Raw genomic sequence first — 25,762 nt, 5'->3', positions numbered from 1 at the left:
CGCTCATCGTTGCAACGCGCCAAAAGGTTCAAAGTTGCCGGCGCGGATGCGCTCTAGAACTTGTCGTCCTCCGTCGGCACCAGGATTTCGCGTTTTCCGGCATGGTTGGCCGGGCCGACAATGCCTTCCTTCTCCATCCTCTCAATGATCGAGGCGGCGCGGTTGTAGCCGATGCCGAGCCGGCGCTGGATGTAGCTGGTCGAGGCCTTGCCGTCGCGCAGCACCACCGCAACCGCCTGGTCGTAGGGATCGTCGGAATCCTCGAAATTACCGCCGTCGCCGCCGCCACTGCCTTTGCCCGTCGGCTCGTCGTCATCCTTGTCGTCGTCCTCGGTGATGGCGTCGAGATATTCCGGCACGCCCTGCAGCTTCAGATGCGCGACGATCTTCTCCACCTCGTCGTCGGACACGAAGGGACCGTGCACGCGCTGGATGCGGCCGCCGCCGGCCATGTAGAGCATATCGCCCATGCCGAGCAGCTGTTCGGCGCCCTGCTCGCCCAGGATGGTGCGGCTGTCGATCTTCGATGTCACCTGGAACGAGATACGGGTCGGGAAATTCGCCTTGATGGTGCCGGTGATGACGTCGACCGACGGCCGCTGCGTCGCCATGATGACATGGATGCCGGCGGCGCGCGCCATCTGCGCCAGGCGCTGCACCGCGCCTTCAATGTCCTTGCCGGCGACCATCATCAAATCGGCCATCTCGTCGATGATGACGACGATGTAGGGCATCGGCTCGAGGTCGAGGTTCTCCGTCTCGTAGATCGCTTCGCCGGTCTGGCGGTCGAAGCCGGTCTGCACGGTGCGGGAGATCCTTTCGCCCTTTTTCTCGGCCTGCTGCACGCGCGCGTTGAAGCCGTCGATGTTGCGCACGCCCACCTTCGACATCTTGCGGTAGCGGTCCTCCATCTCGCGCACGGTCCACTTCAGCGCCACCACCGCCTTCTTCGGATCGGTGACCACCGGCGTCAGAAGATGCGGGATGCCGTCATAGACCGAGAGCTCCAGCATCTTTGGATCGATCATGATCAGCCGGCAGTCCTGCGGCGTCAGCCGATAGAGCAGCGACAGAATCATGGTGTTGATGGCGACGGACTTGCCCGAGCCGGTGGTGCCGGCGACCAGCACGTGCGGCATTTTGGCGATGTCGACGATCACCGCCTCGCCATTGATGGTCTTGCCCAGCGCCAGCGCCAGCTTGGCCTTGGTGGTCTCGAAATCGCGGCTGGCCATGATCTCGCGCAAATAGACGGTCTCGCGCCTGGCGTTCGGCAATTCGATGCCGATGGCGTTGCGGCCGGGCACCACGGCGACACGGCAGGCGATGGCGCTCATCGAGCGGGCGATGTCGTCGGACAGGCCGATGACCCTCGACGATTTGATGCCAGGCGCGGGTTCCAGCTCGTAGAGCGTAACGACTGGACCCGGACGCACATGGATGATTTCGCCCTTGACGCCGAAATCCTCCAGCACGCCCTCGAGCAGGCGGGCGTTCTGCTCCAGCGCGTCCTTGGACAGGCTTGCGTCGCGCACCACGTTCTTCGGTTCCGACAGGAAATGCAGCGACGGCATCTCGAATTTCTCCGAGCCGATCAGCGACGTCTGCGCCTCGCGCTGGACGCGGGCGCCTGGTGCCGGCCGCGGCGCCGGCGCCTCGACGCGCGTCGCCGCGTCGGAGCGGAAGTTCTGCACCTTTGCCGTCGGCGCGGCGCGGCGCTGGCCGGCCGGCTCGGGCGCGAAATCCATGTCGTCATTGTCGAAGACGTCGGCATCGTCGGGGTCGATCGAGGCACTGCGGTCGTTGACCATGGCGGCGAAGAATTCCGGCTCGACGCGGGCGCGCCCGCCCGGGCTCATCCGCGCCTCGGCGAACTCGGCCGATTCGACTCGTTCGGCCGCCCGCCGCCAGGCGCTGGGGCGCGGTTCCATCTCCGGTTCGAAATCGTCGCGCTCGCGCCGACGCGCGGCGCGGCGGCGCAGATAGGCCCGCAGCGACAGCCACCAGTGGGTGATGGCGCCAAGCGCCAATATGCCTTCGTCGCCCTCGTCCTCGTCATTGTCGAAAAGCAGGTCGTCCTGCGGATCGGGCACGGCAGGCTGTTCGAGGACGGCAAAGCCGTTCTTGCGCGAAATCAGCGCCGAGCCATACAAGAATACCCACAGCGCCGGCGCTGCCAGGAGCACGGCGAGCACGCTGGCGACGAGGCCGGTCGGATAGCCGCCGATGATGAGGCCCGGAATATTGAGCACCATATCGCCGAATACGCCGCCGAGGCCGGTCGGCAGCGGCCAGGTCTTGGGCGGCACCACGCAGCCGGCGATTGCTGCGCCAAGCAGCGAAAACCCGAACCAGGCGAGCGCCCGTTTCGGCAGCCTGTCGACGCCGCGCGCGGTAAACAGCAGAAATCCCCAGATCACCGCCGGCACCAACGCCGCAACCGCCGCAAGTCCGAAGAACTGCATGGCGATGTCGGAAAATACGGCGCCCGCATAACCCATTGCATTGGTGACGATATTATCGGTGGCGTGCGAAAAGCTCGGATCGGCGACGTTCCAGGTGGCAAGGGCGGCGACGCCGAAGCCAACCAGAGCAAACAGCCCGGCACCGACCAGCCGCCCGACCTGGCGCCTTGCGAACGCCCGGATGCCGTGCCCCGTATCGGCCAGCGCAAGCGGTGCTGAAGCCCCTGAACGCATGCTCTTCCTCGTCTGTCGTTGCCCGGCCGGGCGCGGACGCGCAACACGGCAGATTCGGCTGTCAGACTAGCGGCTGGAAGGTTAAGGGCGCATTAACCATGGGCATTCTGCGTCACCGGAACGGGCGACCGCCACCACAGTTCGGAGCCGCCGCGGCCGCTGTTTCACGCCGCCGGCGGATCGAGCACCTTGATCAAGCGACCGCGATCGAGCCATCACGGCCATCCGCGCGCAAAAAAGAGGCCCGGAAGGTTTCCGGGCCTCAAGGCGTGAGTCCTTTCGGGAGCGTCACGACGGGATCTTCCCGGCACCGGCAAAACGCCGATGCCGGCCAATGCCTTTACGGCACCACTTCGCCGTGCTGGCTGATGTCGAGGCCTTCGACCTCTTCCTGGATGGAAGGACGCAGGCCGACCAGCGCCTTGACGATGTAGAGGATCACGAAGCTCGCGATCGCGGTCCACAGGATGGTGAAGACGATACCGTAGAGCTGCTTGCCGACAGAGGCGCCCGAGCCGAGGCTGTTGATCGCCGGATCCGCGAGCACGCCGGTCAGCAATGCACCGATGATGCCGCCGATGCCGTGCACGCCGAATGCATCGAGCGAGTCGTCATAGCCGAACGCGTGCTTGAGCTTGACGGCCGAGACGTAGCACAGCACGCCGGCGACGATGCCGACGATGAAGGCGCCGGTCGGATTGACGAAGCCGGAAGCCGGCGTCACCGCGACGAGGCCAGCGACGGCGCCCGAGATGATGCCGAGAACGCTCGGCTTCTTGGCGACGATCCATTCGGCGAACATCCAGGCGAGCGCCGCAGCGGCAGCGGCAACCTGGGTGTTCAGCATCGCGGCACCGGCAAGGCCGTCGGCGGCCAGTTCCGAACCGGCGTTGAAGCCGAACCAGCCGACCCACAGCAGCGAAGCACCGATTACGGAGTAGACGAGGTTGTGCGGCGCCATGTTGGTGGTGCCGTAGCCTTCACGCTTGCCGAGAACCAGCGCGCAGACCAGGCCGGCAACACCGGCATTGATGTGAACGACAGTGCCGCCGGCGAAATCGAGAACGCCGGCTGTGCCGAGAAAGCCGCCGCCCCACACCCAGTGCGCGATCGGGGCATAGACCACCAGCAGCCACGCCCCCATGAAGATGAGCAGCGCCGAGAACTTCATGCGTTCGGCGAAGGCGCCGGCAATCAGCGCCGGCGTGATGATGGCGAAGGTCATCTGGAACATCGAGAAGACGAACTCAGGGATGTTCGCCACGCCCGGCAGCCACAGCGACGAGGTGGTGATGCCGTTGTGGAAGAACTTCGAGAAGCCGCCGAGATAGGCATTCATGCCGCCGCCATCCGAGAAGGCCAGCGAATAGCCGAACATGAACCACAGCACTGTCACCAGGCAGGTGATGGCAAAGCTCTGCATGATCGTGGCGAGCACGTTCTTCTTGCGCACCATGCCGCCATAAAACAGCGCCAGGCCCGGTATGGTCATCATCAGCACCAGCGCCGTCGAGGTCAGCATCCAGGCGGTGTTGCCGGTGTCGAGCGCGGGCGCAGGGGCAGCCGGTGCTGCCGGTGCCGCTTCCTGCGCGAACGCAGCAACCGTGCCCAGTGCAGCGAGAGCGAGCGAGCCCAAAACGGCCGCGCGTCCCGTTATCTTCAAGGTGGAAGGAATATTCATTGAACTCTCCATTGGAATACGTATCCGCGGCTCAAAGCGCGTCGGTGTCTGTTTCGCCGGTGCGAATGCGCACCGCCTGGTCGATGCCGAAAACGAAGATCTTGCCGTCGCCGATCTGGCCGGTCTTGGCCGCGGCGGTGATGGCTTCGACCGCCCTGTCGACCATGTCGACAGCGACCGCGACTTCGATCTTGATCTTCGGCAGGAAGCTGACCGCGTATTCCGCCCCGCGATAGATTTCCGTGTGCCCCTTCTGGCGTCCGTAGCCTTTTACTTCGGTGACGGTCAGGCCCTGGATGCCGACTGCGGTAAGCGCCTCGCGCACCTCGTCGAGCTTGAACGGCTTTATGATTGCCATCACGATCTTCATAAGGTTTCACCCTTTGCTGTTGCGGGTCCCCGCGTTTTGCACGACTTCGCCGATCCCCATGAGAGCCGGAGAGTGCCCGCTAGGATTCAAGCTCCGTGCCAATTGCCGAAGCAGGGTGTTAAGCTGTTGTTAAACAACGAAATCGGGAAGGTTTGCCGACTGCCTGTTCACAGTCGCGGCAGTGCATATGATTAAAAAATAGGCAAATTTCGAAAAATGCCTACTCCGCAGGCGGTCGCTTCAGCCGGATGAGTCCTTCTTGGGCAACCGAGGCGATCAACGTGCCGTCGCGGGCAAACAGCGAGCCGCGGGTAAAACCGCGTGATCCTTGCGTCGACGGGCTGTCTTGCGTGTACAGCATCCAGTCGTCGAGTGGATGGCTGCGATGGAACCACATGGCGTGGTCGAGGCTCGCCGCCTGGATATCGCGATCGAAAATGGCGCGGCCATGGGCGAAGGTCGAGGTGTCGAGCAGCGTCATGTCGGAGAGGTAAGCGAGCACAGCCGCCCGCGTGGCGCGATCGGCCGGCACCGGACCGGTGGTGCGGATCCAGATGTTCTGCTTCGGCTCGAGCTTTTCCCGGCTGGTATAGTGCTTCAGCATCACCGGCTTCATCTCGATCGGCCGGTCGCGCTCCCAATAGCGCTTGATGCCCTCGGGCACCGCTTCGCCGAACTTGCCCAGCAATTCGCGTTGCGACAGCAACGTGTCGGGCGCCGGCACGTCCTGCGGCATCGGCACCTGATGTTCCAGGCCGACTTCATCCTGCTGGAACGAGGCTTCCAGCGAAAAGATCGCCTGGCCGTGCTGGATCGCCACGACGCGGCGCGTGGTGAAGGAGCCGCCGTCACGGATGCGGTCGACCTCGTAGATGATCGGCACCTTGGTGTCGCCCGGCCGCATGAAATAGCCATGCAGTGAGTGCACATGGCGCTCGGGCTCGACCGTTCGCTGTGCGGCGACCAGCGCCTGGGCGATGGTCTGGCCGCCGAAGATGCGCTGCCAGTCGAGCTTGGGGCTGCGACCACGATACAGGTTGTGTTCTAGCTGCTCGAGGTCGAGAATGCCGAGAAGCTCGTCCATGGCTGCCGTCATCTTGACCTCGCCGCAAAATTACCATGGCGGTTTCCGACAGGAACAGCGGGCAGTCAAGGGCGGAAAGCCCGGCGACGGTCAGGCTGCGAAAGGAATTGCCATGGTGGACAGCAAGAATTCGCTCGACGTTCTTGTCGCCGGCGCCGGCTATGTCGGCCTGGCCGCCGCCGTATCGCTGAAGCAGGCGCGGCCGAGCCTTGCCGTTGCCGTCGTCGATGCAGCACCCGCCGGGGTCTGGCGGAAGGACGGCCGCGCCTCGGCGATTGCCGCCGCCGCGTGCCGCATGCTCGACCAGCTCGGCGTCTGGAACGAGATCGCGCCGGAGGCGCAGGCGATCACCGAAATGATCGTCACTGATTCGCGCACATCCGATCCGGTCCGCCCGGTGTTCCTCACTTTCGATGGCGAGGTCGCGCCCGGCGAACCCTTCGCGCATATGGTCGCCAACAAGGATTTGAACGGCGCCTTGCGCCGGCGCGCCGAACAACTCGGCATCGGCATCATCGAAGGCGTCGCCGTCAGCGCCTTCGACATCAACGGCGCCGGCATAACCGTGCATCTTGCCGACGGCGCGACGCTGAAGGCGCGGCTGCTGGTTGCCGCCGACGGCGTCAATTCGAAGCTGCGCGACATGGCCGGCATCAAGACGGTGAAATGGGAGTATGGCCAGTCCGGCATCGTCTGCACGGTGGCGCACGAGCGGCCGCACAACGGCCGCGCCGAAGAGCATTTCCTTCCCGCAGGCCCGTTTGCCACGCTGCCGCTCAAGCCGGGCAAGGACGGCACCAACCGCTCGTCGATCGTCTGGGTCGAACGGTCGCAGGATGCCGACAAGCTGGTCAGTGGCGACACCCTGGTCCTGGAATATGAGCTCGAGCAGCGCTTTGGCCTGAAACTCGGCGAAATCCATATCGCCGACAAGCCGCGTGCCTGGCCGCTTGGGCTGATCATTGCGCGCGCCTTCGTCGCGCCGCGCATCGCCTTGGCCGGCGACGCCGCCCACGGCATCCACCCGATCGCCGGCCAGGGTCTGAATCTCGGCTTCAAAGACGTGGCGGCGCTGGCCGAAGTGGTGGTTGAGGCCGACCGGCTCGGCCAGGACATCGGCGCGCTGGACGTGCTTGAGCGCTACCAGCAATGGCGGCGTTTCGACACGGTGCAGATGGGCATCACCACCGATGTGCTGAACCGGCTGTTTTCCAACGATTTCGGCCCGCTGCGCACTTTGCGCGACATCGGCCTCGGCCTTGTCGAGCGCATGCCGCGGCTGAAGGGGTTCTTCATCCGCCAGGCGTCGGGTCTGTCCGGCGACACGCCGAAACTGTTGAAGGGCGAGGCGATCTAGGCCCGGCAAGCGCGCGCGTTTACTAGCGTTCGGTCAGTTGACCTCAAAGCCTAGCTTCTGGCGCAGCCGGAGCATGCGCTGGTCGGGAATCGGCAGGTTTTGTCCACCAGCTTCCGCCGCACGGCTGACCATTCGCAGCAGATCGTTCCTTTCAGCTGCATCGAGCCGTTCGCGCAGGAACGGTGCCAGCTTGTCGATGACGACCGTGGCGTCGTCGATTTGCGATGCCGCCCATTTGGCGTAGATCACGGCTTCATCGGTCTGCTTTTTGTCCGCGATCTCCGAGATCACCGATCGAATGGCGGCTTCGCGTTGCGGCAGCACAGGACCATGCTCGGAAACAATCGCGGTGATCAGCGTCGCGGCGGCGACGACCGGATCGTCGATCGCCGTCAGCGGCGAGAGCGCCGCCTGCTTGCGCAGCTTCTTGCGGCGGATATTGCCTTGGACGCGGCCAACGACGTCGGCAACCTCACGCGCCGCGTCGTTCATGATCTTCAGCCGGTACCACCAGAACGCCGCTGCCCCCAGCAGGCCGATTGCAGCAATCAATATATGCATACCCCAAGATCCCCAATCTCGGGCGACGATAGAAGAAGTATTGCTTCGCTTCAACACGCAAAAGTTGCATCGATCGAAGAAAACGAAAGCCTGCGCCAGTCATCGGCCGCCATCACTTTGCCAAGGATCTTATCGAGACATCCCTACGACCCCGGCACGTTGTAGATCGCCCGCACCTCGATCGTGCCGATTTCGGCCAGCGGGATTCCGCCGGCGATCTCCAGCGCCTCGTCGAGATCCCCGGCCTCGATCATGACGAAACCGAGCAGCTGCTCCTTGGTCTCGGCGAAGGGGCCGTCAGTGACCAGCCGCTTGCCCTGGCGCCGGCGCACGGTCTTCGATGTCTTCACCGATTGCAGCGCCTGCGCGATGATCAGGCGGCCGCTTTGCGCCACCGACCTGTCATAGGCCAGCGAATCGGCGTCGAGCTTGGCCAGCCTCGCAGGCGTCATTGCGTAGAGATCTTTTTCTTCACCATAGACCAGGCAAACGTATCTCATCTTTACCTCCATTCCTGGGTTCGACCGTAGGGCGAGGCGACGGACACGTCAGCTGGGCCTTTGGCCGCTGCATAGTCGAGAAAGGACACCGTAATGCCGATGATGGCAATCGCCGCAAGCAGTCGGCCGAAGCCGGAAGGCTGCAGGCGCGACCAGTCGGCTTGTTGTTCACCGGCCCCGTGGCCGGTGCTTGTCCGGTGAGCAGAAAACAGATTGTTCATGTGGTCCTCCATCCGGCCACCAAGTCCATGGCCGCCCGCAGGACGGCCGGGACAGATGGAAGTCGACATTTTTGCACGCGTTTTTTTTCGAATTTTTTTCGCTCGACATGATGTGTCACGCTGCCGCCGATACGAAAGCGTGGGTGGCCTTCGCTCCGGCGCGCGCTATAGTCGACCGGACGCCGACTACGGGCTCAATCACGACAATCAAGGAGGAATTGATGGACCGCACCGCCAACGCCGTTTGGAAAGGCAGTTTCAAGGAAGGCAAAGGCACGCTCGATACCCAGAGCGGGACGCTGAAAGGCACGCCCTATTCTGCCAAGATGCGTTTCGAGGACGAGAGCGGCAAATCCGGCACCAACCCGGAAGAGCTGATCGCCGCCGCCCATGCCGGCTGCTTTGCCATGCAACTTGCGCATCTTCTTGCCGAGAACGGCACTCCGGCTACCGAGCTCGACGCCAAGGCCGTGGTGACACTGGTCCCCGGCACCGGCATCACCGGCAGCGCGATCACGCTGGTCGGCAAGGTACCGGGCATCGATGCCGCCAAATTCCAGGAACTAGCCGAAAAAGCCAAGGGCGGATGCCCGGTCTCGAAGGCGCTCGGCGCCATCAAGGTATCGCTCGACGCCAGACTCGGGTGAGCCGCCAAACGAACGTCGGCGATCCTTCGCGCCCCCTCTGCCCTGCCGGGCATCTCCCCCTCAAGGGGGGAGATTGGCAGTTTTGGCGACGGCTCTCGTCCTTCAACCTTGGTGATTGGCGAAAGTGGAGATGACAGCGCAATCTCCCCCCTTGAGGGGGAGATGTCCGGCAGGACAGAGGGGGGCGCTGTCCCGCCGACATTCGAGTGACTATGTAGTGCCTTCGCCGGTTAGCGCATCCAGGCGGGCGCGCAATGCCGCAACCTCCTCCTCGAGGGCCTGCACGCGCGTCTCCATATCCGAGGCCGGCGAGGACGATTGCAGGGGCGCTGCTGCAGTCGACAGCTGCACCGGCCCGCTGAGCAGATGGACATAGCGATCCTCGCGCTGGCCGGGGCCGCGATCGATCTGCTGCACCAGCGGCGGCCTTCGGCCGATCAGCAGATCGAGATTGCCGCGAAGCTCGTCGATCGACGGCAGCCGCGCCAGGCGCTCGCTTCGCGCCAGCAATTCATAGGCCGTCTGCGGGCCGCGCAGCAACAACAGGCCGAGCAGCGCGATCTGCGCCGAGGTCAGGGAAAAGCGCTGTGCCACGACATGCTCATAGCGCTCGACGCGCGACGCGAACACCTGCCTGACGAGGCCCTTCTGCTCGAGCTGGCCAAGCGCCCGTCTGACTTCGCCAACCTCGACCGACATTAGCGGCTCGCGCGCCGTTTTCTGGTTGGCCGCCGCATGTGCTGCATTGAGCGTCAGCGGATAGACGTCCGGCGTCAGTTCCTTCTTCTCGATCAGGCAGCCGAGGACGCGCGCTTCGATGGGAGAGAGGATGGGAAGGTCGGAGTCGGTCATTGGATCGGCTATCCTTCTGAGGCCGGAGGGACAGCACCCCCCTCTGTCCTGCCGGACATCTCCCCCGCAAGGGGGGAGATCGGCAGCTTCAACGCTGTGCGTCCATTCTTGCAATGGTGGAGATTAGCGAAAGCCAAGATGACGGCCAATCTCCCCCCTTGCGGGGGAGATGTCCGGCAGGACAGAGGGGGGCGCGAAGGATCGCTACGGACAACACGATCGGCAAAGCCGCCAGCCCCCTTATACCCGTCGCTCCACCATCATCTTCTTGATCTCGGCGATCGCCTTGGCCGGGTTGAGCCCCTTGGGGCAGGTCTGGGCGCAGTTCATGATGGTGTGGCAGCGATAGAGCCGGAACGGGTCTTCGAGATTGTCGAGCCGCTCGCCCGTCGCCTCGTCCCTGGAATCGATCAGCCAGCGATAGGCCTGCAGAAGCGTCGCCGGGCCGAGATAGCGATCGCCGTTCCACCAGTAGCTCGGGCAGGAGGTCGAGCAGCAGGCGCACAATATGCACTCGTAGAGCCCGTCGAGCTTTTCGCGGTCCTCATGGCTCTGCAGCCATTCCTTGGCCGGCTCGGGCGACACCGTCTTCAACCACGGCTCGATCGAGGCATGCTGGGCGTAGAAATTGGTGAGGTCGGGCACCAGGTCCTTGACCACTTGCATGTGCGGCAGCGGATAGACCTTGATCGCGCCGGCAATGTCGTCGCAGCCCTTGGTGCAGGCCAGCGTGTTCGACCCATCGATGTTCATGGCGCAGGAGCCGCAAATGCCTTCGCGGCAGGAGCGGCGCAAGGTCAGCGTCGGGTCGATCTTGTTCTTGATCCAGAGCAGCGCGTCGAGCACCATCGGCCCGCAATCGTCCATGTCGACGAAATACGTATCCATGCGCGGGTTCTCGTCATCGTCCGGCGACCAGCGGTAGATGCGGTATTCGCGCAGATTGGTGGCACCCTCCGGCTTCGGCCAGGTTTTTCCGGCCATGATCTTCGAGTTTTTCGGAAGCGTCAGTTCGACCATTACCTCAGGTCCTTTCGGATGACGAGCTTCAGCCCGGACCAGATCTCGTTCACGGCGGCGACCTTGACGTCGACGAGGTCGAGCTTCAGCGCCTCTGTGCGGATAACGTCCTCGGTGACGTCGGTCGGCACTTTCGATGCCTTTTTTGGCCAAGAGACCCAGACCATGCCGTCCCGCTTGATCGCTGCTTCGATGTCGCCAAGACGGTCCTCGATCTCGACACGCTGCCGGGTGAAAGCGTGTACGGCATCATATTTCTCATGAACGCCCGAAATCGCCGACCAGTCAGCCAGCCGGTCGAGCTCGGCAAAGTCCACGGCTTCGGCAAGGTCGTCCAGCTCGGCCGGCAAGGCGACGAAGGCGGCAATCATCCCGTCCTTCAGGCCGAGCTTGGCTGGAAGGGGCATGCCGGAATATCCCGCAACCGCCAGCGCCATCGTCAATACACTCTCGCCTTCGGCGCAATCTTGGCCGGATTGATGCCGCCGTCTGCCTCCTTGAGCAGCGTCTCGGTGTGCACCGGCCGGTAGCTGAGCGCCACCTCGCCGGCCTCGTTGAGCCGGGCCAGCGTGTGCTTGCGCCAGTTGGCGTCGTCGCGGGCCGAAAAGTCCTCCCGCGCGTGCGCGCCGCGGCTTTCCTTGCGCGCCTCGGCGCCGTAGACGGTGGTGATGGCGTTGGCCATCAGATTTTCCAGCTCCAGCGTCTCGACCAGGTCGGAGTTCCAGATCATCGAGCGGTCAAACACCTTGACTTCCTTGAGCTCGCCCCAAAGCTGCGAAATGCGCCTGCAGCCGCTTTCCAGCGATTCCTGGGTGCGGAACACCGCCGCGTCCTCCTGCATCGCCTTCTGCATCTTTTCGCGCAAAACCGCTGTCGGCGTCGAGCCGTTGGCGTGACGCAGCCGGTCGAAGCGGTCCATGATCTTTTCGACGGCGGCCTCGTTGGGCGGAGGGATCGCCGATGTCCGGTCGATCACCTGGCCGGCCCGGATCGCCGCCGCACGGCCGAACACCACCAGATCGATCAGCGAGTTCGAGCCCAGCCGGTTGGCGCCGTGCACCGAGGCGCAGCCGGCTTCGCCGACCGCCATCAGCCCGGGCGACACCTGGTCCGGATTCGACGCCGTCGGGTTCAGCACCTCACCCCAGTAATTGGTCGGCACGCCACCCATATTGTAATGGACCGTCGGCAGCACCGGGATCGGCTCCTTGGTCAGGTCGACGCCGGCAAAGATCTTTGCCGATTCCGAAATACCCGGGAGCCTCTCGTGCAGAACGGCCGGGTCGAGATGGTCGAGATGCAGGAAGATATGATCCTTCTTCGGGCCGACGCCGCGGCCCTCCCTGATCTCCAGCGTCATACAGCGCGAGACCACGTCGCGCGAAGCCAGATCCTTGGCTGACGGCGCGTAGCGTTCCATGAAGCGCTCGCCCTCGGAATTGACGAGATAGCCGCCCTCGCCGCGCGCGCCCTCGGTGATCAGGCAGCCGGCGCCGTAGATGCCGGTCGGGTGGAACTGCACGAACTCCATGTCCTGCAGCGGCAGCCCTGCGCGTGCGGCCATGCCGCCGCCATCGCCGGTGCAGGTATGCGCGGAGGTGGCCGAGAAATAGGCGCGACCATAGCCGCCGGTCGCCAGCACCACCATTTTCGCCGAAAAGCGGTGGATGGTGCCGTCGTCGAGGTTCCAGGCGACGACGCCGGTGCAGGTGCCGTCCGGCTCCATGATCAGGTCGAGCGCGAAATACTCGATGAAGAACTGCGCATTGTGCTTCAGCGACTGGCCGTAGAGCGTGTGCAGCATGGCGTGGCCGGTGCGGTCGGCGGCCGCGCAGGTGCGCTGCACCGGCGGCCCCTCGCCGAAATTCATCATCATGCCGCCGAACGGCCGCTGGTAGATTTTCCCGTCCTCGGTTCGGCTGAAGGGGACGCCGTAATGCTCGAGCTCGTAGACCGCCGCCGGCGCTTCGCGCACCATGTATTCCTGCGCGTCGGTGTCGCCCAGCCAATCCGAGCCTTTGACGGTGTCGAAGAGATGCCACTGCCAGTTGTCGGGACCCATATTGGCCAGCGAGGCGGCAATGCCGCCCTGCGCCGCAACCGTATGCGAGCGCGTCGGGAACACCTTGGTGATGCAGGCGGTGCGCAGGCCCTGCTCGGCCATGCCGAGCGTGGCTCGCAGGCCGGCGCCGCCGGCGCCGACGACCACGACGTCGAATTTATGGTCGACATAGCTATAGGCGGAAGCCGTGTTGGCGTTCTTCGCGTCCTTGGCCAAAACTCAGCCTCCAAATGCCAGTTTAAGCAGGGCGAAGACCGAAGCGACGCCGACGACTACGGGAAAGAATGTGTTGAGGGCGAGCAGCGCCAGCCTGGCGCCTTCGCCATGCACATAGTCTTCGATGATTGCCTGCATGCCGAGCCGCATGTGGTAGAGCACCGACAGCAGCACCAGCGCCAGCACCAGTGCCACGAATGGATCGGCAAGTGCGGCGCGCACCTCGATATAGCTGGCACCGTTGAGTGCAATCAGGAAACCGACGAAGAACAGGACCAGCGGGATGTTGGAGATCGCCGTCAGCCGCTGGCGCCAGAAATGGCCGGTGCCCTCGCGGGCGGAACCGAGGCCGCGGACCTTGGCCAGCGGCGTACGCATGTCGGTGTTTTTGCCGCTCATGTCAGGCTCCCCCGCGCCATGTAGCCGGCGATCCAGATCAGCAGCGTCAGCGTGACCGAGCCGGCCAGCGTCGCCCAGGCGATCCTCGACGCCGTATGCTTTTCCAGCCCTGCCCCAGTGTCCCAGATCAGATGGCGCACACCGCCCAGCATGTGGTGCATCAGCGCCCAGCTGTAGCCGAACAGCACCAGCCGTCCCAGCCACGAGCCGAAGGCCCAGTTGACGGCATTGAAGGTCGCCTCCGAACTCGCCGCCGCCATCAGCCACAGCGCGACCAGCAGCGTGCCGAAATAGAGCGCCCCGCCGGTGATGCGGTGGACGATCGACATCGTCATGGTGATCGGCGGCCGATAGACGGTCAGGTGCGGCGAAAGCGGCCGTTCACGTCTGGCAAATTCGCGGGTGGCTGGTGATTTGCTCATGGCTCCCCCAGTTCGGCGTCTCTGGAGCCTCAGGTGGGAATGCGGCATTGCCGCTTCCGGTTGCGACTTCGGACAGCCGGTTTCTAATGCTCTTTTTGCACCGCGTCAAAGCCGGAAAACCGTTTCGAAAACGTAATTTAGTCTGATGAAAGCGGCATTTTCAGCTTCAATCGATTAGGACTATCGCCTTGAGCCGGCACAATGTCGCTGCACTGCAAAATATGGCTGCCACAAGGGGGCGGATCAGCGCTTGCAGGCCAGCGGTGAGGCACCGCCCTTCATCACCAGCGCGTCACGCCCGTCGATCACGATTGCGTCATGCGCCTCGCCGTAACGGCTGGTCTGATTGGCCGGTGAGGCCGGCAGCTCGGCACTGGTGCCGTCCTGGCCGAGCACGCGCACCGACGTGCCCAGGTTCTCGATGGTCATCACGCTACCATCGGCGCAGTTGTAAGTAGCAATGCGCGGCTGCGGTGCCGTCGGTTCGCTGGCGGCGGGAGCAAGCGACACGGAAGCGGCGGCCGTATTGCTAAGCTTGGGCGCCCTAGTCTGCGGCGCGCAGGCGGCGGCCGCCAGTAACGGCGGAATGGCCAGCGCCACCCGAAACCTGCGGTGTAATCTCATGCTGCTTTCCCCCGCGCATCGAGCCCCCCGGATTTTCATGCTTTTTGAGTCGCGCCCGATGCCGGCGATGGTGGGAACAAGGCATGGCCGAATGATGGCCGGTGGGCGATCGGGTATTAACCATATTTTCCAGGACCTGGCCCCGACTGCGGTTGCCCTCTTAACAAAGGTTAATAAAAGGTTAATTTCTGATTCGAGGAGGCTTGCCTCTCAGCAATGGAGCAGCACGCCATGCATTCGAATTCAGCAGGATCGCGCCTTCCCTGGTTCCTATTGGCGGCGCTCGCCGTCGGCGTCGTCGCACCGGCATTCGCCGGGGCGCGCCATCATGACCGCGTCTATGCCGATTCCTTCGGCAATCTGGTCATCGAAAGCGCCGCCGGCTACAAGCGTATCCTCGTCGGCGAAGGCAAGCTGGCCAAGGAATTGTCCGACTACACCGGCGCCGGCCAGCCCAACGTGATCTACGAAAACGAATCGGACGATGTCCGCGGCGGCGACTGCTACAGGCCGCCGGTTTTCGTCAAGGGCCGCAGCTATATGTACGGCCTCTCCGACGGCGAAATGCCGGAGCTCAGCCCCTGCCGCTGACGGCCACGCCGCCCTTGGTTGACGGCGCCGGCAGGGCAACGGCCGGCCCCACAGAGACACGCACGCAATCGCGACCACTGCCCTTCGCCTGATAGAGCGCTTTATCGGCGCGCCGCAGCAGGTCGGAAAAGCTTTCGCCCGGACCAAGCTCGGCAACGCCGAAGCTGGCGCTGCAGCGGTGATTCGCGGGCAGGCAGTCGATCGGCGTGGCACCGAAGGCGCTGCGCGTGCCCTCGGCAAAGAGCCGGGCGGCGGCTAGATTGGTCCCCGGCAGGAAAATAGCGAATTCCTCGCCGCCGATGCGTCCGGCGACATGATGGTCGGCCGCGGCATCGCGGAGAAAACCGGCAAAGGCCTCGATGACCCGATCGCCCGACGCGTGACCGTAAGTATCGTTGATGCGCTTGAAATGGTCGAGATCGGCAATGACCAGTGCCGCTGGAACGGCGCGCCGCATGGCGTCACGCAGTGCGATCTCGGCATGGCGCTCGAAGCCGCCACGGTTGAGCAGCCGCGAAAGCGTGTCGGTTTCCGATTTCGACGTCGCCTCGGCGAGCACGTCGCGGACCAGGATAGCCAATGTCACCAGCGCCAGCGCCAGGCCGAACACGGTGCCGACAGACTGCGACACCAACGCATAGCTGGTCTGCGCATAAGATTGCGGGTTGGCACCCCAGCCCCCAAGCGCATGGGCGATGAAGGGTTTGCTGGCGAATTGCAAGGTGCTGGCCGCCAGGACAGCCATCAGCATATAGTCGAGCCGCTCGCGTCTTTGCCGGGACGACAAGACGATCGCCAGCCCGGTGAATTGCATGGCCGCATAGGGAAGCTGGTAGGCCGCCATTCGCACAAAGGATTGGCGTGGCAGGTCCTGGACGAAGTAGACCGCGAGGGTGGCGAAGACCAGGAAGAACAGCATCGGCGCCCAAGGCGGCGAAACGCGGTATTTATGGGCAAGCCCGCCATTGAAGGCGACGGTAGCGGCAAGGAAAGCGGCAAAGGCGGTAACAACTACGGGGCGCGCATTGTCGAAGGCAGGAATGCTGAACTCGATCGCGAAATAAGCCATGCCGAGCACATAGCCGAACGCCAGCCAGCGCGCCGACACCCGGCCGGCGTCATAGACCGCGATCGTCATGAAGGCCGCCGCCAGCAGCCCGGCAACGAACAGGTTGATCAGCAGGATGAAATTGGCGCTGCCCATGGCGTTTTGGCACTCCCCCCGAACAGCAGATCACCAACGCGCGAAAAAGACGTTAATTCGAAGCCGCCGCTGATGCTCAGCCAGCACTGGTCCGATTGGGAAGGACGACCGTTTCAGGCCGCTGATAGGACAGGCACACGCTGTCGCGGCCATTCCTCTTGGCTTTGTAGAGCGCTTCGTCGGCGCGGCGCATCAGCGGGTCCAGCCCTTCGTCGCTGGTGTGGGCGGCCACGCCGAAGCTCGCGGTCACTCTTGTCTCGGGCGGAAGCCCGTCGATTCGGCCCGCCGAATAGAGCGTGCGAACGGTTTCGGCATACAGTCTTGCCGCGCCAAGGTCGCTGAGCGGCAACAGCACGGCGAACTCTTCGCCGCCGATGCGGCCGGCAACGCCGCGCGTACCTGCAGCCGACAGAAGCTTGGCGGCGAAATCAACGATGACGCGATCCCCGGCCGCGTGGCCATGCTGATCGTTGAGTGCCTTGAAATGATCGAGATCGGCCAGCACCAGCGTAACCGGCAATCGGGCCGTGGCACAGTGCTGCAGCACCAGCGTGGCGCGCTCCTCGAAGCCGCGGCGGTTGAGCAGGCCCGACAGCGGGTCTGTCAGGGTTTCGGTCTTCAGGGCCTTCATCACATCGAGCGCGGCGGCGCCGAACAGGCAAAGTGCAATAAGCAGCGACAGCAATGCATGCGACAGCAGGGCCGTCGTCCAATAGGACGAGGTGTAAAGCCCTTCATAGCTGGTGAACGGCCCATGCGCGATGACGACGGCAAGGGTCCGCGCCAGGAAGTTCATGCCGGAAAGCAGCGACAGCACGAACAGGACCATTTCTGTCGGGCCGTTGTTGCGCACCGCGCGCAACTCGGCGGCAACAACCAGGCTGATGCCGCCGAAGCTGAAATTGATGGCAAGGATGCGCCAGGTGAGATCCGGCCGGGCAAAAAGAAACCACGAGAACGCGGCCAGTCCGCCGCAGGCCAGAATGCCGACCGCCGTGTAAGGCACGCGCCGCCCATAGCGCGCAATGACCGCGCCGGCGAGACAGCAAGTGGCAAAGGTGAAGCACAGGATCGAGATGAGCTTGGTGGGCGCCATACCGACAGGCAGCGTGAAATACTGGAGCAGGAAGCCTGCGGCCGAGGCCGAGTAGCCCGCCGCCAGCACGGCCAGATAGGGACGGTGACGCTGATAGAACCACAGCACGAGAAATGCAGTGCCGAGTGTGAGGGCGATGCCTGGATTGAGCAGCGCTATGAGCAGGCCGGTGTCCAAGCGCTGTAATTTCCCCTCGCTTCCCTCAGGAGACGTTAGAGCGGAAGCCCAAACAAGCGGTTAAGCGAAAGCGAATATACGACAGGTGCGTCGACGCAGCCGCTGGGCGGAACCGCGAACGGCGAGCGGCGTTTCACGACGGCAACCAGGAGACGCTCCGATGGCCGACACGATCATGCTGACCGATCACGATGCAATTCGCTCTTGGGCGGCGGCGCGCGCCGGCTTTCCGGCGATCGTCGACGTGTCGCCCGAAGCCGGAACGCAGCCCATGCTGAGGCTGGTCTTCGGCCAGCATGCCTATCAGGACCAGGATGAGCCCGAACGTCCGGTCAATGCCGGCGGCTATGAACTGGTCGAATGGGATGAATGGTTCAAACTCTTCGACGAGCGCCAACTGGCGCTGGTCGTTGCAAAGGACCAACCCGGCCGACGTGAGGGATTTCACGAATTCGTCAGGCGGCCCGGCTGAAGAATGCCCGAACCGCATTGCGGCTCGGGCACTCTCATATCCGACTGGGCGCGCCCTGCGCTATTTCCACTCGCGGATGTCGACGAAATGGCCGGCAATTGCCGCCGCCGCCGCCATTGCCGGCGACACCAGATGGGTGCGGCCCTTGAAGCCCTGGCGCCCTTCGAAATTGCGGTTCGAGGTCGAGGCGCAGCGCTCATGCGGCTTCAGCCGGTCGTCGTTCATGGCAAGGCACATCGAGCAGCCCGGCTCGCGCCAGTCGAAGCCGGCCGCGACAAAGATCTTGTCGAGGCCTTCGGCCTCCGCCTGTTCCTTGACCAGACCGGAGCCCGGCACGATCATCGCGCTGACCCGCGGATTGACCTTCTTGCCTTCGATCACCTTGGCGGCGGCGCGCAGATCCTCGATGCGGCCATTGGTGCAGGAGCCGATGAAGACGCGGTCAAGTTCGATATCGGTGATCTTGGTGCCCGGTATCAGGCCCATATAGTCGAGTGCACGCTGCTTGGACGTGCGCTTGTTCTCATCAGTGATGTCGTCTGGGTTCGGCACGATGCCTTGAACCGAGACAACGTCTTCGGGCGAGGAGCCCCAGGAGACGATCGGCGGCAGCTTTGCCGCGTCGAGCACGACGACCTTGTCGAAATGCGCGCCTTCGTCGGACTGCAGCGTCTTCCAATAGGCGAGCGCGGCATCCCAGGCTTCGCCCTTGGGGGCGCGCGGCTTGTCCTTGACATAGGCGAAGGTGGTCTCGTCCGGCGCGATCAGGCCGGCGCGCGCGCCGGCTTCGATCGACATGTTGCAGATCGTCATCCGACCTTCCATCGACAGCGCACGGATTGCCTCGCCGGCATATTCGATGACATAGCCGGTGCCCCCGGCTGTGCCGATCTCGCCGATGATGGCGAGGATGATGTCCTTGGCGGTGACGCCTTCCGGCAGTGCGCCGTCGACGCGCACCAGCATGTTCTTGGCCTTGCGCTGGATCAGCGTCTGCGTCGCCAGCACATGCTCGACTTCCGAGGTGCCGATGCCGTGCGCCAGCGCCCCGAACGCGCCATGCGTCGAGGTGTGGCTGTCGCCGCAGACGATGGTCATGCCGGGCAGCGTGAAGCCCTGCTCGGGACCGATGATGTGGACGATGCCCTGGCGGATATCCTTCTCGGAATAATATTCGATACCGAAATCCTTGGCGTTTTTGGCCAGCGCCTCGACCTGGATGCGGCTTTCCTCGTTCTTGATGCCGAACTTTCGCTCGGGCGAAGTCGACACGTTGTGGTCGACGACAGCCAGCGTCTTTTCCGGATGCCGAACCTTGCGGCCGGTAATGCGCAGGCCTTCGAAAGCCTGCGGGCTGGTGACTTCGTGGACGAGGTGGCGGTCGATATAGAGCAGGCAGGTGCCGTCGTCCTGGCGGTCGACGACATGGTCGTCGAAAATCTTGTCGTAGAGGGTGCGCGGTGCGCTCATGTGCGTAAATCCGTCGATTTAAAAAGGGAAAGGGACGCCGGTCGGCCGGCGAAACAGCCTGGCGAGTCCGCCCTAGCGAAGTCGGCTGGTCAGCGCCCCGCAGACGCGCGCGGAAAATCGCGACGGCAGGCGTTTCCTGTCCTGCAGCACGAAACCTTTATAGGCCGGATCGCCAAAAAGCTCTTCCATGGCGCTGCTCATATCAATGTTTTGGCTTTTCAGCAATCGCGTCTGCCTTCGCAGGCGCTTCACAGCACCTCGAACACGAAGGTTTTCACCAGCGCGTCGGGCTCGGCGATCGCGTAGCAGCGGAACCATGGGCTCTCCTCGACCGGCCGCCATTTTTTCGCCTGCTCCAGTTCGCCAAACACGGCCTTGAACCCGCTGCTTTCAAACACCTGGTCACGGACCGTAAAGATGGCGTGGCCGCCCTTCCGGGTGATGCGCACCAGCTCATGCAGGCCCGACGCCGGCGCGTGGCTGATGGTGAACACGCCGGTCGAGAAAAAGGCCCGGAAATAGCCGTCCGGCCAGGGCAATGGCCCGCCGAGTATCGCCTGTTTCAGCTCGCTGTAGGCCTGCCGGCCGCCGGCGATTTTCAGCATGTCCTGCGACAGGTCGAGGCCGGCAACGTCGTGGTAGCCGAGCGCCTTGAGCGACGGCCCCGACAGGCCGGTGCCGCAGCCGGCGTCGAGCAGCGGTCCTTCGCCCGGCGGCACGTAGCGCGCCACCCAGGCGGTGATCAGGAACGGCAGGAGATAGCCGAGCGCCGCGGTTTCGCCGTCATAGGTCGCGGCCCATTGCGCATAGGCCTTGGCGAGCGCCTCAGGCGTGTCGGCCGTGTAGACCGCTTCAAGCGCCGCATTGGCCTTGTCGATGATCATGGGTCCTCCCCGGTCGCGTCCGCTCGATGGTAGCGCCGTTTTCGCCTGCCTTCTATTCCCCATGCTGGTGGCGCAGCCGCTTCTCCAGCGCCCGCATGGCCAGCGACAGGCCGACGGTCAGGATGAGATAGATATAGGCGACGATCGAATAGGTTTCGAAGAAGCGGAACGAGCCGGCGGCGTAAATCTTGCCCATCTGGGTGATGTCGGCGACGCCGAGCACCGAGACCAGCGAGGAATCCTTGACCATGGCGACGAAATCATTGCCGAGCGGCGGCAGGATGGTGCGGATCGCCTGCGGAAAGACGACCAGCCGGAAGCGCTGCGTGCGCATCAGCCCGAGCGCCTTCGCCGCCTCGATCTGGCCCTTCTCGACCGCCTGGATGCCGGCGCGGAACACCTCCGAGATGAAGGCGGAATAGCCGATGGTCAGCGCCATGACGGCGCGCCATAAAAGCGAGACGTCGCGTACCAGCAGCTCACCGAAGAGGCCGGCGCTTTGCAGCGGCGCCGTCAGCGCGTTCCACGCTGCGACGAAGGCCGGCGCGCCGGCAAAGGCGATCCAGAACAACAGCACCAGCATCGGTACGCCGCGGATGATCTCGACGTAGAAGCGGGCGATCTGGCTGAGCCAGCGTGAGCCCGACAGGCCCATCAGAGCGACGCCGAGCCCGATCGCGCAAGCCAGCGCGAAGGCGACCACGGTGACGAAGATGGTGACGCCGATGCCCTTGGCGACGGTTGCGAAGACCTGGGCATAGAGGTCGCTGGCAACGATGAAGACGGCGGCGGCCAAGGCGATCGCCACGGCCACGGCAAGCCACCACGGGAAGTCGGATTTGGCCGAGGCGAGAGGCGGCGACGGCATCAAGCGGTACCGGTGACAGAGTCACGAAGGCAGCGTTCTGTCACACCCCCCTCTGGCCTGCCGGCCATCTCCCCCTCAAGAGGGGAGATCGGCAGCTTTGACCTCGCCCGTTCTGCAACACTGAAAATTAGCGAAAACCGATGCGAAATCCGATCTCCCCCCTTGCGGGGGAGATGGCCGGTAGGCCAGAGGGGGGTGTACGAGCGCAGAGTCAGCGCGAGTTCCCGCGCAAAATCGTCATGAAATGCGCGCAACAAGCGGGCCTACTGCCCCATCTTGTAGTCGAGGAACCACTTCTTGTTGAGCGCGTCGAGCGTGCCGTCGGCCTTGAGCGCGGCGATCGCCGCGTTGACCGGCTTCACCAGGTCGGAGCCCTTGGGGAAGATGAAGCCGAAATCCTCGGTGCCGAGCGGCCCGCCGATCAGCTTCAGCCCGCCATTGGACGCATCGACATAGCCCTTGCCGGCAGTGCCGTCGGTGAGCACGACATCGACGTCGCCGGCCTTCAGCGCCTGCACCGTCGCGCCGAATGTCTCGAACAGCTTTATGCGCGGGTTCTGCTCATTGCCGTCGAGCACGCTGTAGACGGCGGTGTAGAACGGCGTAGTGCCGGCCTGCGCACCGATCAGCCCGTCCTTGAAGGCAGCGAACGTCTTGGCATCGGTGAAGCGTTTCTCGTCGCCGCGCACCAGCATGAACTGTTCCGAGCGCATATAGGGATCGGAGAAATCGACCTTCTGCTTGCGGTCGTCCTTGATGGTGATGCCGGTCATGCCGATGTTGTATTGGTTGTCGGAAACCGCCTGGATCATCGCGTCCCACGAGGTGTTCTGGTACTCGACCTTGAAGTTCAGCCGTTTGGCGATCTCGTTCATCGCGTCATATTCCCAACCGATCTGCTTACCGGTGTTGGCATCGATAAACTGCAGCGGCGGATAGGCGTTTTCGGTCACCACCACCACTTTCCTGCCGCCAAGATCGGGCAGCGCCTGCGCCAGGGCCGCGATGGGCAAGAGAAGGCAAGCCAGCAGGCCGGCCAGCAGCAGTTTCGATTTGGTCATGACACGCTCCCCAAGAACTGAACCGCCTCGATCGACCGAGGCATGCAGGAAATCCGGCGCCGACTTTAGCTTTCCGCAGGCGCCTTGCAAGCCGCTCCGATGCGCCGCTCGGCACGAAAATGAGTTTCCGATGCTTTCAATGGCGGCATTACGGAACGATCCGTATCGATTGCGGACCGGCAAAATCGAATCCACCTCGCACAACAAAAAGGCGGCCGAAGCCGCCTTTCCGAAACCATGGGTTTTGACGACGTCTTATTCGGCGGCAGCTGCTTCCGCGGCCTTGGCGGCCTCGTCGGCGGCCTTCTTCTCGGCGGCGTCCTGCGCGGCCTTCTCGGCGGCCAGCGCCTGCGCGGCGGCCACCTTCTCGGCCTCGATGCGCGCCTTCTCGGCGTTCAGCGCATCGCGCTCTTCATCGTTGAGCTTGCGGGCGCGCACGCCGGTGTTTTCCGAAATACGCGCCGACTTGCCGCGACGGTCACGCAGATAGTACAGCTTGGCGCGACGCACCTTGCCGCGGCGCACGATCTCGACGCCCTCGACCATCGGCGAATAGACCGGGAACACCCGCTCCACGCCTTCGCCGTAGGAGATCTTGCGGACGGTGAAATTTTCCTGGAAGCCGGCGCCGGCGCGGGCGATGACGACGCCCTCATAGGCCTGGACGCGGGTGCGGGTGCCTTCGGTCACGCGGACCTGAACGCGCACGGTATCGCCGGGCTGGAATTCGGGAAGCTTGCGCTTGGCTTCGATCTTGGCGGCCTGCTCGGCCTCAAGCTGACGGAGGATGTCCATCTCAATAATCCACTTCTTGTTCTTCCGACAGTCAGAGCGTCCGACACTCGCCTTGCAGTCGCATCGACCGCTCGGCTATGCCCTTCGTTCGAGAACTTCTGTTCGAGAACATCGGGCAGGGGCGACTACACCGTCACTGTTGACGGGTCCGGGAGAATTTTCTTCCGGTTCGGCGCGCACATACAGCTATTTCGGCGCTTTGTCACGCCTTCGCTGGCTCTTTTTTGGCGCTGCTTCTTTTTGGCTGGCGCCGCTGTGGCAATCCCGTGATCGCTTGTGGTCCAGGGGGTTGCGCCCGCGCGTCAAGCTTTCTAAGCCGGAAGATAAGCATTTTTCCTCCAGCGACGACACCCCTCATGCCAATCTTGGACGCGGTCCTGCTCTTTCTCGCCGGCTTTCTATCAGGCGCGGTCAACGCCGTTGCCGGCGGCGGCACGTTCATAACCTTTGGCGCCATGACCCTGGCCGGCCTGCCGCCGATCGTCGCCAACGCGACATCGTCGGTGACGCAATTTCCTGGCTATATCACCTCGACGCTGGCCTATTGGCACGACATCAAGCATTTCTGGCGCGGCGCACTGCTGCTCAGCCTCATTTCGGCTCTCGGTGCGCTGTCTGGCGCGCTCATCCTTCTAGGCCTCGACAACCCGTCGTTCCGCGCCTTGGTGCCGTGGCTGCTGCTGGCGGCAACAGCATTGTTCGCTGCCGGGCCTTGGCTGAAGCCGGCGCCCAAGCCGGAGCATGAAGCCGCCGTGGGTTCGCTGGTCGGGTCGCTGGCGCAGTTCGCCACCGCCGTCTATGGCGGCTTCTTCGGCGCCGGCATGGGCGTCATGATGCTGGCGACGCTCGGTCTCACCCAGTCCGGCGATTATCATCGGCTGAACGCATTGAAGAACATGCTGGCCGTGGTCATCGCTGCGGTTGCCATCCTGGTCTTCGTCTCTGGCGGCGTCATCGCCTGGCTGCAGGCGATCATCATGATCCCGGGTGGCGCGCTCGGCGGCTATGCCGGCGTCTGGATCGCCAGGCGCGTGCCGCAGAACGCGGTGCGCGGCTTCGTCATTGCCGTCGGCCTGTTCCTGGCCTTCTACTATTTCGATAAGGGCTGAGCGGCTAAAAGATCCGGCCGTCGCTCCTTCGTCAGCCTCTCCGCTTCGGCCCGCCGCCACGCCGCGATCTTGCTGTGATTGCCCGAAATCAACACTTCCGGAATCGGCCGGCCCTCGAATTCCTGCGGCCGCGTATAATGCGGATGTTCGAGCAGGCCGTTTTCAAAGCTCTCTTCCTCGCCCGATACCGCATTGCCCATCACGCCGGGCAGCAGGCGCACCACGGCGTCGAGCAGCACGAGTGCCGCCGGCTCGCCGCCGGACAGGATGAAATCGCCGATCGAGACTTCCTCGAGGCCTCGCGATTCGATAACCCGCTGGTCGACGCCTTCGAAGCGGCCGCAGACGATCACCGCACCCGGCCCGGCGGCGAGCTCACGCACACGGCGCTGTGTCAGCGGCTTGCCGCGAGGGCTCATCAGCAGGCGCGGACGTGGATCGCCTGCCGGCGAGGCATGGTCGATAGCGCTGGCCAGCACGTCTGCCCGCATCACCATGCCGGCGCCGCCGCCGGCCGGCGTGTCGTCCACGGTCCGGTGACGATCGCGGGCAAAGTCGCGGATCTGGATCGTTTCGAGCGACCAAATGCCGGTCTCGAGCGCGCGGCCGGCCAGCGACAGGCCAAGCGCGCCGGGAAACATCTCGGGATAGAGCGTCAGCACCGAAGCCGAAAAACTCATCGATTGCCTCCGGCGTCCCTCGGCCCGCGCGGCCGGCCCTTGGGGTCGAAGCTGTCGCGCTCGGCAGATTCTCCGTCCTCGTCCTCGACCAACCCTGCCGCAGCCGGATCGATGCGGACAAAGCCGCCGGCGATCGACACTTCCGGAACAGCGGCCTGCGTGAACGGGATAAGCACGCCTTTGCGCCCCGCCAGCGTCACGTCGAGAATGTCGCCGCCGCCAAAATTATGCACGGCGACGACCTTGCCGATAATGGCACCGGTGTCGTCCTTGACCTCCAGCCCGACGAGATCGGCGTGGTAGAATTCGTCCTCTTCGCCCTCATCAGGCAACACCGAACGGTCGACGAACAATTCGGTGCCGGCAAGCGCCTCGGCGGCATGGCGATCGTTGACGCCTTTGAAGCGCACCACCACGACGGTGTTGGCAGGCCTGATGTCGACGATCTGGAAGGCGCGGCCATCCCTGGCGTAGAGCGGACCGTAATCGGCCAGCGCCAGCGGGTCGCCGGTAAAGCTCTTGACCCGCAATTCGCCCTTGATGCCGTGCGCGGCACCGATCACGGCCATCTGGACGGGGTTTTGCGGTTTGCTCATCTGCGGAAAATCCTTTGCCTTGCTCTAACCCCAGCCCATCGTCA

At 63.9% G+C, this 25,762-nt stretch carries 28 protein-coding genes; 5 read left to right on the top strand and 23 right to left on the bottom strand.

Annotation, left to right across the window (positions count from 1 at the left end):
- Positions 1–53: 53 nt before the first annotated feature.
- From NKJ12_RS03410 to tesB, 4 genes are all read right to left on the bottom strand, one after another.
- Positions 54–2,699, bottom strand: a complete 2,646-nt coding sequence (locus tag NKJ12_RS03410) for an FtsK/SpoIIIE family DNA translocase (protein ID WP_352701264.1) — start codon at positions 2,697–2,699, stop codon at positions 54–56.
- A 340-nt stretch (positions 2,700–3,039) separates the two neighbouring features.
- Entirely contained in the window at positions 3,040–4,362 is a 1,323-nt protein-coding gene (locus NKJ12_RS03405) for an ammonium transporter (protein WP_352701421.1), read from the bottom strand.
- A 49-nt stretch (positions 4,363–4,411) separates the two neighbouring features.
- Positions 4,412–4,750: a P-II family nitrogen regulator gene (locus NKJ12_RS03400; RefSeq protein WP_254817816.1), complete on the bottom strand. Its 339-nt coding sequence runs from the start codon at positions 4,748–4,750 to the stop codon at positions 4,412–4,414.
- Positions 4,751–4,970: 220 nt separating this feature from the next.
- Positions 4,971–5,846, bottom strand: coding sequence for an acyl-CoA thioesterase II (tesB, locus tag NKJ12_RS03395; protein ID WP_352479976.1), 876 nt, complete (start codon positions 5,844–5,846; stop codon positions 4,971–4,973).
- Between the two features lie 100 nt (positions 5,847–5,946).
- On the opposite strand from tesB, the gene NKJ12_RS03390 reads away from it, so the two are divergent.
- Complete coding sequence (locus NKJ12_RS03390) at positions 5,947–7,191, top strand: ubiquinone biosynthesis hydroxylase (RefSeq protein ID WP_352701420.1); 1,245 nt, start codon at positions 5,947–5,949, stop codon at positions 7,189–7,191.
- A 33-nt stretch (positions 7,192–7,224) separates the two neighbouring features.
- On the opposite strand, the gene NKJ12_RS03385 is transcribed toward NKJ12_RS03390, so the two are convergent.
- From NKJ12_RS03385 to NKJ12_RS03375, 3 genes are all read right to left on the bottom strand, one after another.
- On the bottom strand, positions 7,225–7,752 hold the full coding sequence (locus NKJ12_RS03385) for a hypothetical protein (RefSeq protein WP_352479975.1): 528 nt from the start codon (positions 7,750–7,752) through the stop codon (positions 7,225–7,227).
- Positions 7,753–7,895: 143 nt separating this feature from the next.
- On the bottom strand, positions 7,896–8,252 hold the full coding sequence (locus NKJ12_RS03380; RefSeq protein ID WP_352479974.1) for a YciI family protein: 357 nt from the start codon (positions 8,250–8,252) through the stop codon (positions 7,896–7,898).
- A gap of 2 nt (positions 8,253–8,254) precedes the next feature.
- Entirely contained in the window at positions 8,255–8,473 is a 219-nt protein-coding gene (locus NKJ12_RS03375; protein WP_352701263.1) for a hypothetical protein, read from the bottom strand.
- 221 nt (positions 8,474–8,694) lie between these two features.
- Here NKJ12_RS03375 and NKJ12_RS03370 point away from each other — a divergent pair, with 221 nt between their 5' ends.
- Entirely contained in the window at positions 8,695–9,120 is a 426-nt protein-coding gene (locus NKJ12_RS03370; RefSeq protein ID WP_254817821.1) for an OsmC family protein, read from the top strand.
- A gap of 210 nt (positions 9,121–9,330) precedes the next feature.
- Here the strand turns inward: NKJ12_RS03370 and NKJ12_RS03365 are convergent, their stop codons facing one another.
- The 7 genes from NKJ12_RS03365 to NKJ12_RS03335 form a co-directional block, all read right to left on the bottom strand.
- A complete protein-coding gene (locus NKJ12_RS03365) occupies positions 9,331–9,972 on the bottom strand; it encodes a YceH family protein (RefSeq protein WP_352701262.1) in 642 nt (213 codons plus the stop codon).
- A gap of 240 nt (positions 9,973–10,212) precedes the next feature.
- On the bottom strand, positions 10,213–10,992 hold the full coding sequence (locus tag NKJ12_RS03360; protein ID WP_352701261.1) for a succinate dehydrogenase iron-sulfur subunit: 780 nt from the start codon (positions 10,990–10,992) through the stop codon (positions 10,213–10,215).
- On the bottom strand, positions 10,992–11,429 hold the full coding sequence (locus tag NKJ12_RS03355; protein ID WP_352701418.1) for a DUF3052 family protein: 438 nt from the start codon (positions 11,427–11,429) through the stop codon (positions 10,992–10,994). Before NKJ12_RS03355 ends, NKJ12_RS03360 begins: the two co-directional genes overlap by 1 nt.
- 2 nt (positions 11,430–11,431) lie before the next feature.
- On the bottom strand, positions 11,432–13,270 hold the full coding sequence (gene sdhA / locus NKJ12_RS03350; RefSeq protein WP_352701260.1) for a succinate dehydrogenase flavoprotein subunit: 1,839 nt from the start codon (positions 13,268–13,270) through the stop codon (positions 11,432–11,434).
- Positions 13,271–13,273: 3 nt separating this feature from the next.
- Positions 13,274–13,669: a succinate dehydrogenase, hydrophobic membrane anchor protein gene (gene sdhD, locus NKJ12_RS03345; RefSeq protein WP_352701259.1), complete on the bottom strand. Its 396-nt coding sequence runs from the start codon at positions 13,667–13,669 to the stop codon at positions 13,274–13,276.
- On the bottom strand, positions 13,666–14,091 hold the full coding sequence (gene sdhC, locus NKJ12_RS03340) for a succinate dehydrogenase, cytochrome b556 subunit (RefSeq protein WP_352479640.1): 426 nt from the start codon (positions 14,089–14,091) through the stop codon (positions 13,666–13,668). The genes sdhD and sdhC overlap by 4 nt, the downstream gene beginning before the upstream one ends.
- Positions 14,092–14,334: 243 nt before the next feature.
- Positions 14,335–14,715 carry a hypothetical protein gene (locus tag NKJ12_RS03335; RefSeq protein ID WP_352701258.1) on the bottom strand — a complete coding sequence of 127 codons (381 nt, stop codon included), beginning with the start codon at positions 14,713–14,715 and terminating at the stop codon, positions 14,335–14,337.
- Between the two features lie 231 nt (positions 14,716–14,946).
- Here NKJ12_RS03335 and NKJ12_RS03330 point away from each other — a divergent pair, with 231 nt between their 5' ends.
- Positions 14,947–15,306, top strand: a complete 360-nt coding sequence (locus tag NKJ12_RS03330) for a hypothetical protein (RefSeq protein WP_352479642.1) — start codon at positions 14,947–14,949, stop codon at positions 15,304–15,306.
- Here the strand turns inward: NKJ12_RS03330 and NKJ12_RS03325 are convergent.
- Both NKJ12_RS03325 and NKJ12_RS03320 read right to left on the bottom strand, forming a co-directional pair.
- On the bottom strand, positions 15,290–16,510 hold the full coding sequence (locus NKJ12_RS03325; protein WP_352701256.1) for a GGDEF domain-containing protein: 1,221 nt from the start codon (positions 16,508–16,510) through the stop codon (positions 15,290–15,292). The genes NKJ12_RS03330 and NKJ12_RS03325 overlap by 17 nt on opposite strands.
- 76 nt (positions 16,511–16,586) lie before the next feature.
- Complete coding sequence (locus NKJ12_RS03320) at positions 16,587–17,783, bottom strand: GGDEF domain-containing protein (protein ID WP_352701255.1); 1,197 nt, start codon at positions 17,781–17,783, stop codon at positions 16,587–16,589.
- Between the two features lie 160 nt (positions 17,784–17,943).
- On the opposite strand from NKJ12_RS03320, the gene NKJ12_RS03315 reads away from it, so the two are divergent.
- On the top strand, positions 17,944–18,255 hold the full coding sequence (locus NKJ12_RS03315) for a hypothetical protein (RefSeq protein WP_352508957.1): 312 nt from the start codon (positions 17,944–17,946) through the stop codon (positions 18,253–18,255).
- 60 nt (positions 18,256–18,315) lie between these two features.
- Here NKJ12_RS03315 and leuC read toward each other — a convergent pair whose 3' ends face one another.
- The 5 genes from leuC to rplS form a co-directional block, all read right to left on the bottom strand.
- Complete coding sequence (gene leuC / locus NKJ12_RS03310; RefSeq protein ID WP_352508958.1) at positions 18,316–19,725, bottom strand: 3-isopropylmalate dehydratase large subunit; 1,410 nt, start codon at positions 19,723–19,725, stop codon at positions 18,316–18,318.
- 248 nt (positions 19,726–19,973) lie between these two features.
- Positions 19,974–20,609: a class I SAM-dependent DNA methyltransferase gene (locus NKJ12_RS03305; RefSeq protein WP_352508959.1), complete on the bottom strand. Its 636-nt coding sequence runs from the start codon at positions 20,607–20,609 to the stop codon at positions 19,974–19,976.
- Between the two features lie 52 nt (positions 20,610–20,661).
- Entirely contained in the window at positions 20,662–21,477 is an 816-nt protein-coding gene (locus NKJ12_RS03300; protein ID WP_352701254.1) for an amino acid ABC transporter permease, read from the bottom strand.
- Positions 21,478–21,740: 263 nt separating this feature from the next.
- Positions 21,741–22,538, bottom strand: coding sequence for a transporter substrate-binding domain-containing protein (locus NKJ12_RS03295; protein ID WP_352701252.1), 798 nt, complete (start codon positions 22,536–22,538; stop codon positions 21,741–21,743).
- A gap of 255 nt (positions 22,539–22,793) precedes the next feature.
- Positions 22,794–23,333 carry a 50S ribosomal protein L19 gene (gene rplS / locus NKJ12_RS03290; protein WP_254817835.1) on the bottom strand — a complete coding sequence of 180 codons (540 nt, stop codon included), beginning with the start codon at positions 23,331–23,333 and terminating at the stop codon, positions 22,794–22,796.
- A 356-nt stretch (positions 23,334–23,689) separates the two neighbouring features.
- Between rplS and NKJ12_RS03285 the strand changes: the two genes are divergently transcribed.
- Positions 23,690–24,442: a sulfite exporter TauE/SafE family protein gene (locus NKJ12_RS03285; RefSeq protein ID WP_023679781.1), complete on the top strand. Its 753-nt coding sequence runs from the start codon at positions 23,690–23,692 to the stop codon at positions 24,440–24,442.
- Here the strand turns inward: NKJ12_RS03285 and trmD are convergent.
- Positions 24,424–25,122 (bottom strand): tRNA (guanosine(37)-N1)-methyltransferase TrmD, encoded by a 699-nt coding sequence (gene trmD / locus NKJ12_RS03280; RefSeq protein ID WP_352701251.1) that lies wholly within the window; start codon positions 25,120–25,122, stop codon positions 24,424–24,426. The two genes, NKJ12_RS03285 and trmD, sit on opposite strands and share 19 nt — an antisense overlap.
- Entirely contained in the window at positions 25,119–25,718 is a 600-nt protein-coding gene (gene rimM, locus NKJ12_RS03275) for a ribosome maturation factor RimM (RefSeq protein ID WP_352701250.1), read from the bottom strand. The genes trmD and rimM overlap by 4 nt, the downstream gene beginning before the upstream one ends.
- Positions 25,719–25,762: the final 44 nt, after the last annotated feature.

Origin of the sequence: Mesorhizobium sp. M0195 (assembly GCF_040322115.1) — a bacterium.
Lineage (GTDB): Bacteria > Pseudomonadota > Alphaproteobacteria > Rhizobiales > Rhizobiaceae > Mesorhizobium.
The sequence above is the reverse complement of the archived record's forward strand: the minus strand, read 5'-3'. Positions and strand labels throughout refer to the sequence as shown.